Source organism: Arthrobacter sp. ok362, assembly GCF_900102785.1.
In the GTDB taxonomy this organism is placed as follows: Bacteria; Actinomycetota; Actinomycetes; order Actinomycetales; family Micrococcaceae; genus Arthrobacter.
This window is the reverse complement of sequence record NZ_FNGC01000011.1, coordinates 140,447-152,632: the sequence shown is the minus strand read 5'-3', so window position 1 is coordinate 152,632 and position 12,186 is coordinate 140,447. Positions and strand designations below refer to the sequence as shown.

Below are 12,186 nucleotides of genomic sequence, written 5' to 3'. Positions count from 1 at the left end.
CACTGGCGGCGGGGGTGCCGGCCGCTAGAGTGGGGCCCACGTACTGACTGCACCGCACCGGGAGGACCGCTGGCATGGCTTACATCAAGGTTGGAACCGAAAACAGCACAGACGTTGAGCTCTACTACGAGGACCACGGATCCGGTCAGGCCGTGGTCCTTATCCACGGCTACCCGCTGGACGGCTCGTCCTGGGAAAAGCAGACCACGGCGCTGCTCAGCGCCGGCTACCGCGTCATCACGTACGATCGCCGCGGCTTCGGCAAGTCCAGCAAACCCACCGAGGGCTACGACTACGACACCTTCGCGGCGGACCTGAACAGCGTCCTAACCGACCTCGACCTGAACGACGCCGTGCTGGTGGGCTTCTCGATGGGCACCGGCGAAGTGGGCCGGTACCTCGGAACCTACGGCTCGGCCCGGGTGGCGAAGGCCGTCTTCCTAGCCTCGCTCGAGCCATACCTCCTGGAGGCCGAGGACAACCCCGGCGGTGTCCCGCAGTCGGTGTTCGACGGGTTGCTGGAGGCCGTGACGGCGGACCGGTATGCCTTCTTCACGGAATTCTTCAAGAACTTCTATAACAGCGAGACCTTCCTCGGCACCCCCCGGCTCAGCCAGGAAGTGCTGAACGCCGGGTGGAACCTCGCCACGAGCGGTGGGGCCACGGCGTCGGCGGCGGCGCCGCCGACCTGGCCAACGGACTTCCGTGCCGACATTCCCAAGATCGATGTCCCGTCCCTGATCGTGCACGGCACGGCGGACAACATCGTGCCGATCGACGTCGCGGGCCGCCAGTTCACCAAGGCGCTGCCGAGTGCCGAGTACGTGGAGATCGACGGCGCCCCGCACGGCATGCTGTGGACCCACGCCGCGGAGGTCAACGAGGTTCTGCTGCGGTTCCTGGCGAGCTAGCCGGGACATCGGGGATCTGGCACATGCTGCTGGAGGACTTTAACGCTGCCGGACGCACGGAGGCCGCCGCCGCCGTGCGTCCCTGCTTGGACATTGGGCGGTGGATTGGGGAGATCGTCGATTCCAGGCCCTTCGGGAGCACCGGAAGCCTCCTCGAAGCCGCCCGCCGCGCGGCGGAACCCTTCACGGACGCGGAGGTGGAGGGCGCCCTGGCCCACCATCCCCGCATCGGCGAACGGGCCGCTGGAAACAGCACGGAGGCCCGGCTCTCCCAGTTGGAGCAGGCGACTCTTGGCGCCCCGGATCCGGCCGCCGCAGCAGCCATAGCCGAGGGGAACCGAAGCTATGAACAAAAATTCGGCCAGGTGTTCCTGATCCGTGCGGCCGGCCGCAGCCAAGAGGAGATCCTGGCCGCCCTCAACACCAGGCTCGCCCACACTCCCGAAGAGGAATTAGTAGTTATCGGCCAGCAGCTGCGCGAAATCGCGGTACTCCGACTCGAAGGACTGATCGGCGCATGAGCACATCCCACGTCACTACCCACGTCCTGGACACCGGCTCCGGCAAGCCCGCCGCGGGCGTCGCCGTCACCTTGGACATGCTCGACGGCGACCGCTGGGTCAGGATCGCGGCAGGCGCCACGGGTGACGACGGGCGCATCACATCGCTTGGCCCCGACAGCCTGGGCTCGGGCACGTACCGGCTGGGCTTCGACACCGGAGCCTATTACGCCGCCGCCGGGACCGAGACTTTCTTCCCCGAAGTCACACTGACCTTCGCTGTCTCCCAAACGCAGCCCCACTACCACGTCCCCCTGCTGCTCAGCCCCTTCGCCTACTCCACCTACCGGGGAAGCTGATGGCAGATGAGCGATAGCGGCGCACCGGGCACGACGGCGGTGCTGCTGGCCGCCGGAGCCGGGACGCGGCTGGGACGTGGGCCCAAGGCGTTGCTCCCGTTCCAGGGCCGCACGCTGGTCGAAGTGCTCGCTGACGTGCTGCTCGCGGGCGGCTGCCGGGAAGTGGTGACGGTGCTCGGCGCGGAGGCGGCGAGGGTCCGCGCCGTCACCGTCCTCAGCCGGCACCGGGTCATCGAAAACCCGGACTGGGCCACCGGGATGGGAGGCTCGTTCCGGGCCGGTGTTGCCGCGGCGGCCCCGGGGGACCATGTGCTCATCGCGCTGGTGGACCAGCCCGGCCTGAGCAGGGAGACCGTCGCCCGGGTGCTGGCAGCCCACCGGCCGGGCCGGGTGACGGCGGCCGCCTACAGCGATGCGGAGGGCAAATTGCAACGGGGGCACCCGCTGCTGCTCGACGCCGGCCTTCGCGCTGAAGCCGCGGAAACAGCAACGGGCGACGCCGGAGCGCGCGGGTTCCTGCAGGCCCATCCGGATCTGGTTGATCTGGTGGACTGCAGTGACCTCTCCGGCGGCGAGGACCTCGACTCCCCCGATCAGCTACACCTTCTCGATTAAGGACAACGCGGGCAGTTGGTTTTAGCGCGGGTGAGCTAACAGCTCCTGCAGGCCGCGCTTGAACCCGGCCCTGCCGCCGTGGGCGGGATGCCTGATTTTCGGCACGTCCAGGCCGCTCCGCAGCAGGCTGCGGTGCGCCACATTGCCCACGGCCACCACGGTTTCGATGGGAAACGCCTCTGCCAGCGCCTGCCAAAATGGAGTTCCCAGTGCAACCTCGGGAGCCCTTGGCGTGCGGTTGGACAGCGGCCGCCCGGGCACGTGAGTGTGCCAAGGGCAGGCGCTCCAGAGAAGGGGAAGGAATTCCAACTCGGCCAGTACCTCCCACATCACCGTGGCCGTCGGCTCCGCCGCAACTCCCGCAGCTTCCGCCGGCAGCACGTATCCCTTTCCCGGGCCGAACCACCCGAGGCTGTTGGCGGGGCCCTCGAACATGGTGCGGTTGGTAAAGGGAACTCCGGTGATCCTCATGCCCCTGTAGCCGGGGGCTTCCCCCACGAGCAGGACCTTCGGGGAGCGGTCCAGCATTTCCTGCAGGTAGATCGTCAGGTTCCGGCGGCGCAGGGCATTGCCCGGCACGGTGTGATCGAAGAAGTTGTTGCACCCCGGCCCTGTTGCCACGGCCGCGAGCCGGTCAACAAAACCATCGATGGAGGAGGAAGCCATTCCATGCCCGTTCCCTTGACAGCTGTTAGGTCAATCAGACTATCCGGCCCGCTGCGCCGCCCACATAGGCTTCCTTGCCGCCTTAGCATGGGGACATGACGGACATGACCATCTTCACGGTGGGGCACTCCACTCATCCCCTTGACGAATTCATCGGCATCCTGAGGGCCCACGGCGTCAAGAAGCTGATCGATGTGCGCACCGTTCCAAAGTCGCGGCACAATCCGCAGTTCAACGCGGACGCCCTGGCGGCGAGCGTGCGAGCCAGCGGAATCACCTACCGGCGGATGGAATCCCTCGGCGGCCTGCGGCACCCCAAAAAAGACAGTCCCAATGGCGCCTGGCGAAACGCGTCTTTCCGGGGGTACGCGGACTACATGCAGACCGAAGACTTTTCCACGGCCATCGCCCAGCTGCTGGAACGCGGGCGGACCAACAATTCGGCGATCATGTGCGCGGAAGCCGTCCCGTGGCGCTGTCACCGCTCGCTGATCGGTGACGCGCTCCTGGTACGGAACGTCGAGGTGCTGGACATCATGACGGAAAAGTCTGCCAAACCCCATACCCTGACCTCCTTCGCACGCGTTGAGGGAGAGCGGGTGTGGTATCCGGCAGACTAGCGGCCGGTACGCCGACCACAGCGCCGGGCTACCAGCGAGGGTGGATCGATTCGCGGAAGTAGCGGTCATAGATTTCGCGGACGCCGACGTCGAACGTGGCGTCAATGCCGCTGAATCCCGCGGCGGCGTTGGAGCGCGCCTGCTCCACGTTCCGCGCGCCCGGGATCACCGTGCTGACGCCGTCCTGCGAAGCGATCCAGGCGATGGCTGCCTGGGCGGTGCTGACGCCATCGGGCACCAGTTCCTCGAACTCGGCCACCGCGTTGAGGCCCTGCCCGAAGTCCACGCCGGAGAAGGTTTCCCCGACGTCGAACGCTGATCCGGTGCGGTTGTAGTTCCGGTGGTCGTCCACCGCGAAGGACGTCTCCGCGGTGTATTTACCGGAGAGCAGTCCGGAGGCGAGCGGGACACGGGCGATGATGCCCACGCCGGCGGCCTCAGCCGCGGGCAGCACTTCGTCCAGCGGCTTGAGCCGGAAGGCGTTGAGGATGATCTGCACCGTGGCCGTGCCTGCATGTCGAATGGCTTCGAGGGCCTCCTCGGTCCGCTCCACGCTGACGCCGTAGTTGCGGATGGCACCCTCGGCCACGAGGGTGTCCAGCGCGTCGTAGACCTCCGCGTTGCTGTACACGGCGGTGGGCGGGCAGTGCAGCTGGACCAGATCCAGTTGCTCGACACCCAGGTTCCGCCGCGACCGGTCCGTCCATTCACGGAAGTTGGTGAGGCTGTAATTCTCCGGCCGCTGCTCCATCCGGCGGCCCATCTTGGTGGCCACCGTGAGGTCCAGGCCGGTGTTGTCCGCGAGGAACGCTCCGATGGCCTGCTCGCTGCGGCCGTCGCCATAGACGTCCGCGGTGTCGAAGAACGTGACACCCGCTTCCACGGATGCCGCCAGGACGGCCTGCGCCTGTGCAGGGTCCACGTTGCCCCAGTCCGCGCCAAGCTGCCACGTCCCCAGGCCAACGATGGAGACGTTCCGTCCGGTCTTGCCCAACATTCGCTTTTCCATCATCCGACTATAGGCCGCCCTGCCTCCTTCAGGCCCAGGTAGATCTTGTCCCGGGAGATGGGCAGTTGCGAGAACCTCACCCCGGTGGCGTTCCGGATGGCGTTCGCAAGGGCCGGCGCCACCGGGTTGAACGGGCTCTCGCTCATCGACTTCGCGCCCAGCGGGCCCAGCTTGTCGCTGGTGTCGGCGAAGTAGACCTCGCTGCGCGGCACGTCGGCGAAGGAGGGGACGTGGTACTGGCGCAGGACGTCGGTTCTCACGCGGCCGGCGTCGTCCACTCTGACCTCCTCGTAGAGCGCAGAGCCGAGGGCCTGCGCGATCCCGCCTTCGATCTGGCCGCGGCACTGGCGCGGATTGACCACCACGCCGGCATCGGCCGCCTGCACGCTTTGCAGGATCCGCAACTCCCCTGTGCCGGTGTTCACGGCCACCCGAAAGCCCTGGACATTGAACGCCACCGAACGCGGCGTCCCGCCCCAACGCCCCTCGGCGGCGAGCTCGACGCCGGCCTGCTCCGCGGCGCCGTAAATTTCCGTCAGGGGCACCCGGGTTCCCTCGCAGACCACGGCGTCCTCGTCCAGCACGCAGCCGGAGGACTGCACGCGGCGGATGCCGGCGGCGAAGGCGCGAATGCGGAGGGCGAGGTCCTCTGCGGCGGCCAGCGTCGCTTTGCCCGCCACCACGGTGCCGGCAGATCCGAACGCGCCAGAATCGTGGTCCACGAGGTCGGTGTCGGACTGCCGCACGGCGACGCGGGCGGCAGAGGTGGACAGCGCCGTGGCCGCGAGCTGCGCGTGGACGGTGGTGGTGCCGTTGCCGAATTCTGCCGTCCCGACGTCGGCGGCGTACGTCCCGTCGGGCAGGAGCCGGAGCCTGGAGTGGGCAAAGTGGCCGCGTGGCGGGACCGTGTCGATCATGGACAGGGCCGTCCCCTCCCCGACCACCCAGTCCGGGCCCAGGCTGTCGAGGCCGGCCGCGCGGTAGCGTTCCAGTCCACGGGCCAGGGCGTCCTCCACCAGCTTTGTGCACTGGTCCAGGCCGTAGCTGCCGTAGCGGACGTCCTCTTGGGGCTCGTCGTGGATGGAAAGCATATCGTCGCCTTCCCGGACCATGTTCCGGCGGCGGAACTCCGTCGGGTCCATGCCGATCCCTGTCGCGAGCTCGTCGATGCCGGATTCGATCGCGAAGATCATCTGGCTCAGTCCATAGCCGCGGAAGGCACCGGACGGCACGGTGTTGGTGTACACGGCGTGGGCGTCCACTTTCTTGTTGGCGCACTTGTACACCGCCAGCGACTCGCCGCAGCCGTGGAACATGACCCCGGTCGCGTGGTTGCCGTAGGCGCCCGTGTTGGTGAGCACCTCGAGCTGGAGTGCGGTCAGCCTGCCGTCGCGGCTGGCGCCGACCTTGAGATGGATGGTGAAGGGATGCTTGGTGGTGGCGGAGGTGAACTGTTCGGTCCGGGTGAATTCAAGCTGCACGGGGCGGTTGAGCTTCAGGGCGGCCAGCGCCACGACGTCCTCGGTGAGCACCTCTTGTTTGCCGCCAAAGCCGCCGCCCACCCGTCCCGCCACCACCCGGATCTGCTCTTCCGGCAGGCCGAATACCCGGCCCAGGGTCCGCCGGACCAGGAACGGGACCTGGCTGGACGTGCGGATCAGCAGCCGCCCGTCACTGCCGAAGGAGGCGATGGAGGCATGGGTTTCGAGCGCCATGTGCTGCACCCGCTGGGTCCGGTAAGTGTGCTCGTGGATGAAGTCCGCCGCGGCGAAACCGGCCGACACATCGCCGAGCTCGGAATGCAGCTCGGCCACGATGTTCCGCTCCGGCCGGCTGATCCGGGCCGTGGCTGCGTCCTTGTCCCCGTGGAGGGCGGGGGCCCCGGGGAGCATGGCGCGCTCCGGGGTGAAGACGGCGTCCAGCAGTTCGTAGTCGACCGTCAGGGCCCGCACGCCGGCCTCCGCCGCCGCCACCGTGTCGGCGACGACGGCGGCTACCCGCTGGCCGATGAACCGCACGACGTCGTCGAACACGCGGGTGTCATCCGGGTCGTCGGTGTAGGCCTCGTGCTGTGCAGTCGAAAACAGCTGCGCCGGGGAGTCCTCGTGGGTGAAGACCGCCGCGACGCCGGGAATCGCCAGCGCGGCCGCCGCGTCGATCGAGCGGATCCGCGCGTGGGCATGCGGGGAGCGCAGCAGCTTCACGTGCAGCAGCCCCGGGAGTTCTGCGGCCGGGACATCCAGGGTGTAGCGGGCCCGGCCCGTGACGATGGCGAGGCCCTCGGGAGCGGGAACGTCATCGCCCAGCTGTCCGGGGCGCGGCTCCGGCCGGCCGTGCCCGCCAGTTGCCGTGTCCGTATCTGAGGTGTCCATATCAGAGGCGCCCGGGCCCGAGGCGTCCGGATGCCTTTCCCGGCCGCAGACGGCGTCCTCGATGGCCGCGTACCCCGTGCACCGGCACAGGTTGCCCTTGAGGTTCCGCGGCAGGTCCGCCTTCTGCTCATCATCGAAGGTCGCGGCCGTCATCACCATGCCGGCCGTGCAAAAACCGCACTGAAAGCCCTGCCGGTCCAGGAACTGCTGCTGCATCGGATGGAGCGCGGCGCCGCCGGGGTCATCTGGTCCGCCGGAGGCGCAGGTGGCGGCCAATCCTTCCACCGTCGTGACGGCGCGGCCCTCCGCGCGCACAGCGGGATAAATGCAGCTGTGCACCGGCACTCCGTCCACATGCACCGTGCACGCGCCGCAGTCGCCGGCGTCGCAGCCCTTCTTCACGCCCAGGTTCCCCTGTTCGCGCAGGAACGTCCGCAGGCACTGGCCGGGACGGGGATCGGCCTGCGCCGGGACGCCGTTGATCTCAATTGGCATGCTCAGGCCCCTTCCTTGGGGGACCCGGCACACAGGGGCCGGGCCCGTGGCGGCCAGAAGTCACCGGATACGCGCAACGGATCGCGGACCGCCGGGGCGGTGAGTTCGGCCCGGATTTCATGGGCCAGCCGGTACGTCATGTCCTTGCGCCAGGCGGGCAGGCCGTGGACGTCGTCGTGATAGAGCGAATCCGGGATGGCCGCGTCCAGTGACTCAGAGAGGGCGTCGGCGAGCGCCGCCGGGGAGGACAGCAGGTGCAGCCGCACGGGGCGTTTGGTGGCTGCGGTGACGGTCAGGACCAGGCTGCCGTCGGCGTCGAGCCTTCCGATCAGCAGCACGGCGGACCTGCCCAGGTTGCTCAGCGACAACCGGCGGAAGGCCACCCGGGAGGACAGGGCCGACGCCGGCAGGCTCACGCTGCGCAGGAGCTCACCGGGAGCGAGGCAGTTCGTCCCGTCCCCCGTAACGAAGTCCAGCACGGGGAGCATGCGGCTGGCGCCGCCCGGGCCCAAAATGGTGGCCGTGCCGTCGAGCGCCGCGCAGAGCGAGATCATGGGCCCGGCCGGCAGGGAGGTGCACAGGTTGCCGCCCACCGTGGACATGTTCCAGACCTTGAAGGAGGCCACAAAGGAGTCGCAGCAGGGGCGGACGAGCTCCAGTGCGGGCCAGTTCCCGGCCCGTCCCCGGCCGGACAGGGAGTCGGCCTCCGAAGCAGGGAAAGCATACAGTTGCGCGATGGTGCAGGTTGCCGCGAGCTCGATGCCCGCCGCCGAGGCCGCTATAGGTGTCCAGTCCGCGGAGCCGAGGTCCAGGAGACGCCGGAGCGGTTCCTTGCCAGAGTCGGGGCTCCCGCCGGAGAAAAGCCCGTCAGAGACAGGCCCATCAGAGAAAAGCACAGTTCCCCCAGCGAGCCAGGCGTCGCCGTCGCGCCACTGCGCCGGATCCGCGGTGCGAACCACGGCCTCAATGGTGTTCAAGTCCATGGGGCCTCCTGACGTTGCGGCAAGCCGGCGCTAGTAGTCGGTCCTGGACTCGAGCGAGTTCCAGGCGTTGAAGGGATCCAGGGCCGCGGGGGCTTGCGGGCCTGTCAGTTCCAGCCTGCCCACGGGCATGAGCGCGTCGCGCTGATCGTTTTCGAAGTATCCGTAGAAGACGGCGTCATCGAACCCCGCGGACGCGGCATCGTGCCGGTCCGCGGCGAACACCACGCGTGACACCCGCGCCCACAGCGCGGACGCCAGGCACATGGGGCACGGCTCACAGCTGCAGTAGAGCGTGGCTCCGGTGAGATCGAAGGTGCCAAGTTCGCTGCAGGCCCGCCGGATGGCCGTGACCTCGGCGTGCGCAGTGGGATCGTTGGTGGCGGTGACGCGGTTGACGCCTTCGAACGCCTGCCCGTCCGCAGTGACCACCACGGCGCCGAACGGGCCGCCGCTGTTCAGGACGTTGGCCGTGGCCAACTCGATGGCCCGCCCCAGGAACTTCTGGGCCGTATCGGTTGTAGTCATGCCGCGACTCCCTTGCTGCGGAAGCCGGTACACCGTAGCGGGAACGCCAGGGCGGATGCGACGATGACCAGTCTTCAGCATGTGCCTTGAAGGTTGCGCCTGGTAGATAGCCTCCCGGAGCCGGGGTGCCCGCCGTTGGCAAGATCGACAGTAGCACCGGGACGTCCGGCTGGCGCGCCCAATTTGTGGCAAGCCCAGTTTCGCTATGTGAAATCTCCATTTCCGGGTCTTCAGGCCACCGCAGGGGCATCCCGGCCACCTCGATTTTCCGACAAGCGATGTACACCCCGCCGGGACCGGGCTACGCTTAGTCCCAATTCGTGGCCCACGTCACGTAACCTGGGAGCAGCAGGCAGGGTCGTAATGAGCTGGCATCAATTGATGTCGGCTCTTTTTTGTGGACCGGAGAAACAAGAAACGCACGGGAAACAAGCGCTTAATTTCTATGTGGGACTTTGGCACCACACACCTGAAGTTGGGAATCAGACCATGAGCAACAAGATCGTCCTCGGCCACAACCAATACGGAAAAGCCGAAGTCCGGGTCGTCAAGATCAGCAGGGACACCAAGCGGCATGAGATCGAAGACCTGAACGTCACCTCACAGCTGCGCGGGGACTTCGCGGCGGCGCACCTCGAAGGCGACAACAGCCATGTGGTGGCCACGGACACCCAAAAGAACACCATCTATGCCTTCGCCCGGGACGGCATCGGCTCCCCGGAAGCCTTCCTGCTCCGGCTGGGCAAGCACTTCACTTCAAACTTCGACTGGGTCACCGGCGGCCGCTGGGCGGCCGAATCCTACAAATGGGACCGGATCCAGGCCCACGGGTCCGGGCACCACCACTCCTTCGTCCGCAGCGGCCAGGAAGTCCGCACCGCGGTCCTTGTCCGCGACGGCGGTACCGAGCACCTCATCGCCGGGCTCAAGGACCTCACCGTGCTGAAGTCGACCCAGTCCGGATTCAGCGGCTTCCCCCGGGACAAATACACCACCCTCCCGGAAACGGCCGACCGCATCCTCGCCACCGACGTATCGGCCCGCTGGCGTTTCAGGACCGGCACCGACTTCGGCACCTTCGACTTCAACAAGACTTACGAGGACGTCAAGGCCCTGCTGCTGGAGGCATTCACCGAAAAGTACTCCCACGCCCTGCAGCAGACCCTCTTCGACATGGGCGCCAAGGTCCTTGAAGCGCACCCCGAGATCGACGAGATCAAGTTCTCCATGCCCAACAAGCACCACTTCCTCGTTGACCTCTCCCCCTTTGGCCTCGACAACCCCAACGAGGTCTTCTTTGCCGCCGACCGCCCCTACGGCCTGATTGAGGCCACGGTCCAGCGTGAAGACACCAGCCCCGCAGAAATCGCCTGGCACGGGATCGCCGGCTTCTGCTAACGCCAAGCATCGCCGGGACCGCAGCCGCCAGTGAAGGGTGGAAGGAGCAGGTCAGTGGAGTTGGATAGCCCGCTGAGGGTGATAATACGAAAACATTCTTCAGAAGTGTGAGCGGCCCGGAAAGGACCAGAAATGACTCTCGTCGTCACCGATCCCCAACCCGTCGACCGGGCCGGGGAAATCCTGACCCCGGAGGCCCTCGCCTTCGTCGAAGAGCTTCACCTCCGCTTTGCCGGAACCCGCGCCGAGCTGCTCAAGGCCCGCGCCCTCAAGCGCGAGCACGTGGCCCTGACCGGCCGCCTGGACTTCCTGCCGGAGACCCAGGAGATCCGCGGCGCCGACTGGAGCGTGTCCCCGGCGCCCGCGGCCCTGCTGGACCGCCGGGTGGAAATGACCGGGCCGGCCGCACCGGCCAAGATGGCGATCAACGCCCTGAACTCCGGGGCCAAGGTCTGGCTCGCGGACCTCGAGGACGCCAGCACGCCCACCTGGTCCAACGTGGTCGAATCGATCCTCAACCTCCGCGACGCCGCGGCGGGCACCCTGCAATACACCTCGCCCGAGGGGAAGGAATATACGCTCCGGACCGATGCCCCGCTGGCCGTTGTCGTGGCCCGCCCGCGCGGCTGGCACATGGGCGAGCGCCATCTGCTGATCGACGGCGAACACACCGTGGGCGCCCTCGTGGACTTCGGCCTGCACTTCTTCCACACCGCCAGGCAGCTGCTGGAGAACGGCCATGGCCCGTACTATTACCTGCCCAAGATGGAGAGCCACCTCGAGGCCCGGCTGTGGAACGAGATCTTCGTCTTCGCCCAGGACTACCTCGGCATTCCGCAAGGCAGCATCCGCGCCACCGTCCTGATCGAGACCATCCCCGCAGCCTTCGAAATGGACGAGATCCTCTACGAACTCCGCGACCACGCCTCCGGCCTGAACGCCGGCCGCTGGGACTACCTGTTCAGCATCATCAAGTACTTCCGCGACGCCGGCTCGCGCTTTGTGCTGCCCGACCGCGCCACAATCGCCATGACCGCGCCGTTCATGCGTGCCTACACCGAGCTCCTGGTCAAGACCTGCCACCACCGCGGCGCCTTCGCCATGGGCGGCATGGCGGCCGTCATCCCCAACCGGCGCGAACCCGAGGTGACTGCCCAGGCGTTCGAAAAAGTGCGCGCGGACAAGACCCGCGAGGCGAACGATGGCTTTGACGGTTCCTGGGTGGCCCACCCGGATCTGGTGCCGGTCTGCCGGGACGTCTTCGACTCTGTCCTGGGCGGGCGACCCAACCAGCTGGACAGGCAGCGCCCGGAAGTCTCAGTCACCGCGGACCAGCTCCTGGACGTCGCCTCCGCCGATGGCACGGTCACCGAGGCGGGCCTGCGGCTGAACCTCTACGTGGCCGTGGCCTACACAGCGGTGTGGATCTCAGGGAACGGTGCCGTGGCCATCCACAACCTGATGGAGGACGCCGCGACGGCGGAAATCTCACGGTCCCAGGTCTGGCAGCAGATCCGCAACCACTCGGTGCTGGCGGACACCGGCCGGACCGTCACCCGGGAGCTGGTGTCCGCCATCCTGGCCGAGGAAACCGAGAAGCTCCGGGGCGAGGTGGGCGAGGACGCTTTCGCGAAGCACTACCTGCCCGCCAGCAAGCTCATCGGCGATATCTGCCTGTCCGAGGACTACACCGATTTCCTCACCACGCCGGCGTACGAGCTGGTGGGCTGAGC

General features: G+C 67.5%; 12 protein-coding genes. 7 read left to right on the top strand and 5 right to left on the bottom strand.

The genetic code is table 11. The annotated features are described in order from the left end of the window. The first annotated feature begins 74 nt into the window (after positions 1–74). Genes BLQ10_RS15605 through nboR form a run of 4 tightly spaced genes read left to right on the top strand, consistent with a single transcriptional unit; the run spans position 75 to position 2,385 of the window. Positions 75–911, top strand: a complete 837-nt coding sequence (locus BLQ10_RS15605; protein WP_091563591.1) for an alpha/beta fold hydrolase — start codon at positions 75–77, stop codon at positions 909–911. Positions 912–934: 23 nt separating this feature from the next. Further along, a complete protein-coding gene (gene uraD / locus BLQ10_RS15600) occupies positions 935–1,432 on the top strand; it encodes a 2-oxo-4-hydroxy-4-carboxy-5-ureidoimidazoline decarboxylase (protein WP_091563589.1) in 498 nt (165 codons plus the stop codon). Continuing rightward, positions 1,429–1,770, top strand: coding sequence for a hydroxyisourate hydrolase (uraH, locus tag BLQ10_RS15595; protein ID WP_091563588.1), 342 nt, complete (start codon positions 1,429–1,431; stop codon positions 1,768–1,770). The genes uraD and uraH overlap by 4 nt, the downstream gene beginning before the upstream one ends. Positions 1,771–1,776: 6 nt before the next feature. Beyond that, positions 1,777–2,385: a nicotine blue oxidoreductase gene (gene nboR / locus BLQ10_RS15590; RefSeq protein WP_091563586.1), complete on the top strand. Its 609-nt coding sequence runs from the start codon at positions 1,777–1,779 to the stop codon at positions 2,383–2,385. A gap of 21 nt (positions 2,386–2,406) precedes the next feature. Here the strand turns inward: nboR and BLQ10_RS15585 are convergent, their stop codons facing one another. Further along, on the bottom strand, positions 2,407–3,051 hold the full coding sequence (locus BLQ10_RS15585; RefSeq protein WP_091563584.1) for a uracil-DNA glycosylase: 645 nt from the start codon (positions 3,049–3,051) through the stop codon (positions 2,407–2,409). 95 nt (positions 3,052–3,146) lie between these two features. Between BLQ10_RS15585 and BLQ10_RS15580 the strand changes: the two genes are divergently transcribed. Next, a complete protein-coding gene (locus BLQ10_RS15580; protein WP_091563583.1) occupies positions 3,147–3,671 on the top strand; it encodes a DUF488 domain-containing protein in 525 nt (174 codons plus the stop codon). Positions 3,672–3,699: 28 nt separating this feature from the next. On the opposite strand, the gene BLQ10_RS15575 is transcribed toward BLQ10_RS15580, so the two are convergent. The 4 genes from BLQ10_RS15575 to BLQ10_RS15560 are packed head-to-tail and all read right to left on the bottom strand — an operon-like array spanning position 3,700 to position 9,055. Next, positions 3,700–4,680 (bottom strand): aldo/keto reductase, encoded by a 981-nt coding sequence (locus BLQ10_RS15575; RefSeq protein ID WP_091563682.1) that lies wholly within the window; start codon positions 4,678–4,680, stop codon positions 3,700–3,702. Then, a complete protein-coding gene (locus tag BLQ10_RS15570) occupies positions 4,680–7,547 on the bottom strand; it encodes a molybdopterin-dependent oxidoreductase (RefSeq protein WP_091563581.1) in 2,868 nt (955 codons plus the stop codon). The genes BLQ10_RS15575 and BLQ10_RS15570 overlap by 1 nt, the downstream gene beginning before the upstream one ends. Before the next feature lie 2 nt (positions 7,548–7,549). Beyond that, on the bottom strand, positions 7,550–8,530 hold the full coding sequence (locus tag BLQ10_RS15565; protein ID WP_091563579.1) for an FAD binding domain-containing protein: 981 nt from the start codon (positions 8,528–8,530) through the stop codon (positions 7,550–7,552). A gap of 30 nt (positions 8,531–8,560) precedes the next feature. Next, positions 8,561–9,055, bottom strand: coding sequence for a nucleoside deaminase (locus BLQ10_RS15560; RefSeq protein ID WP_091563578.1), 495 nt, complete (start codon positions 9,053–9,055; stop codon positions 8,561–8,563). Between the two features lie 489 nt (positions 9,056–9,544). Here BLQ10_RS15560 and pucL point away from each other — a divergent pair, with 489 nt between their 5' ends. Both pucL and aceB read left to right on the top strand, forming a co-directional pair. Then, positions 9,545–10,453 carry a factor-independent urate hydroxylase gene (gene pucL, locus BLQ10_RS15555; protein WP_091563576.1) on the top strand — a complete coding sequence of 303 codons (909 nt, stop codon included), beginning with the start codon at positions 9,545–9,547 and terminating at the stop codon, positions 10,451–10,453. A 132-nt stretch (positions 10,454–10,585) separates the two neighbouring features. Beyond that, the gene (gene aceB / locus BLQ10_RS15550; RefSeq protein ID WP_091563574.1) at positions 10,586–12,184 is read left to right on the top strand and encodes a malate synthase A; all 1,599 of its coding nucleotides are present in this window, start codon (positions 10,586–10,588) and stop codon (positions 12,182–12,184) included. Positions 12,185–12,186 lie beyond the last annotated feature (2 nt).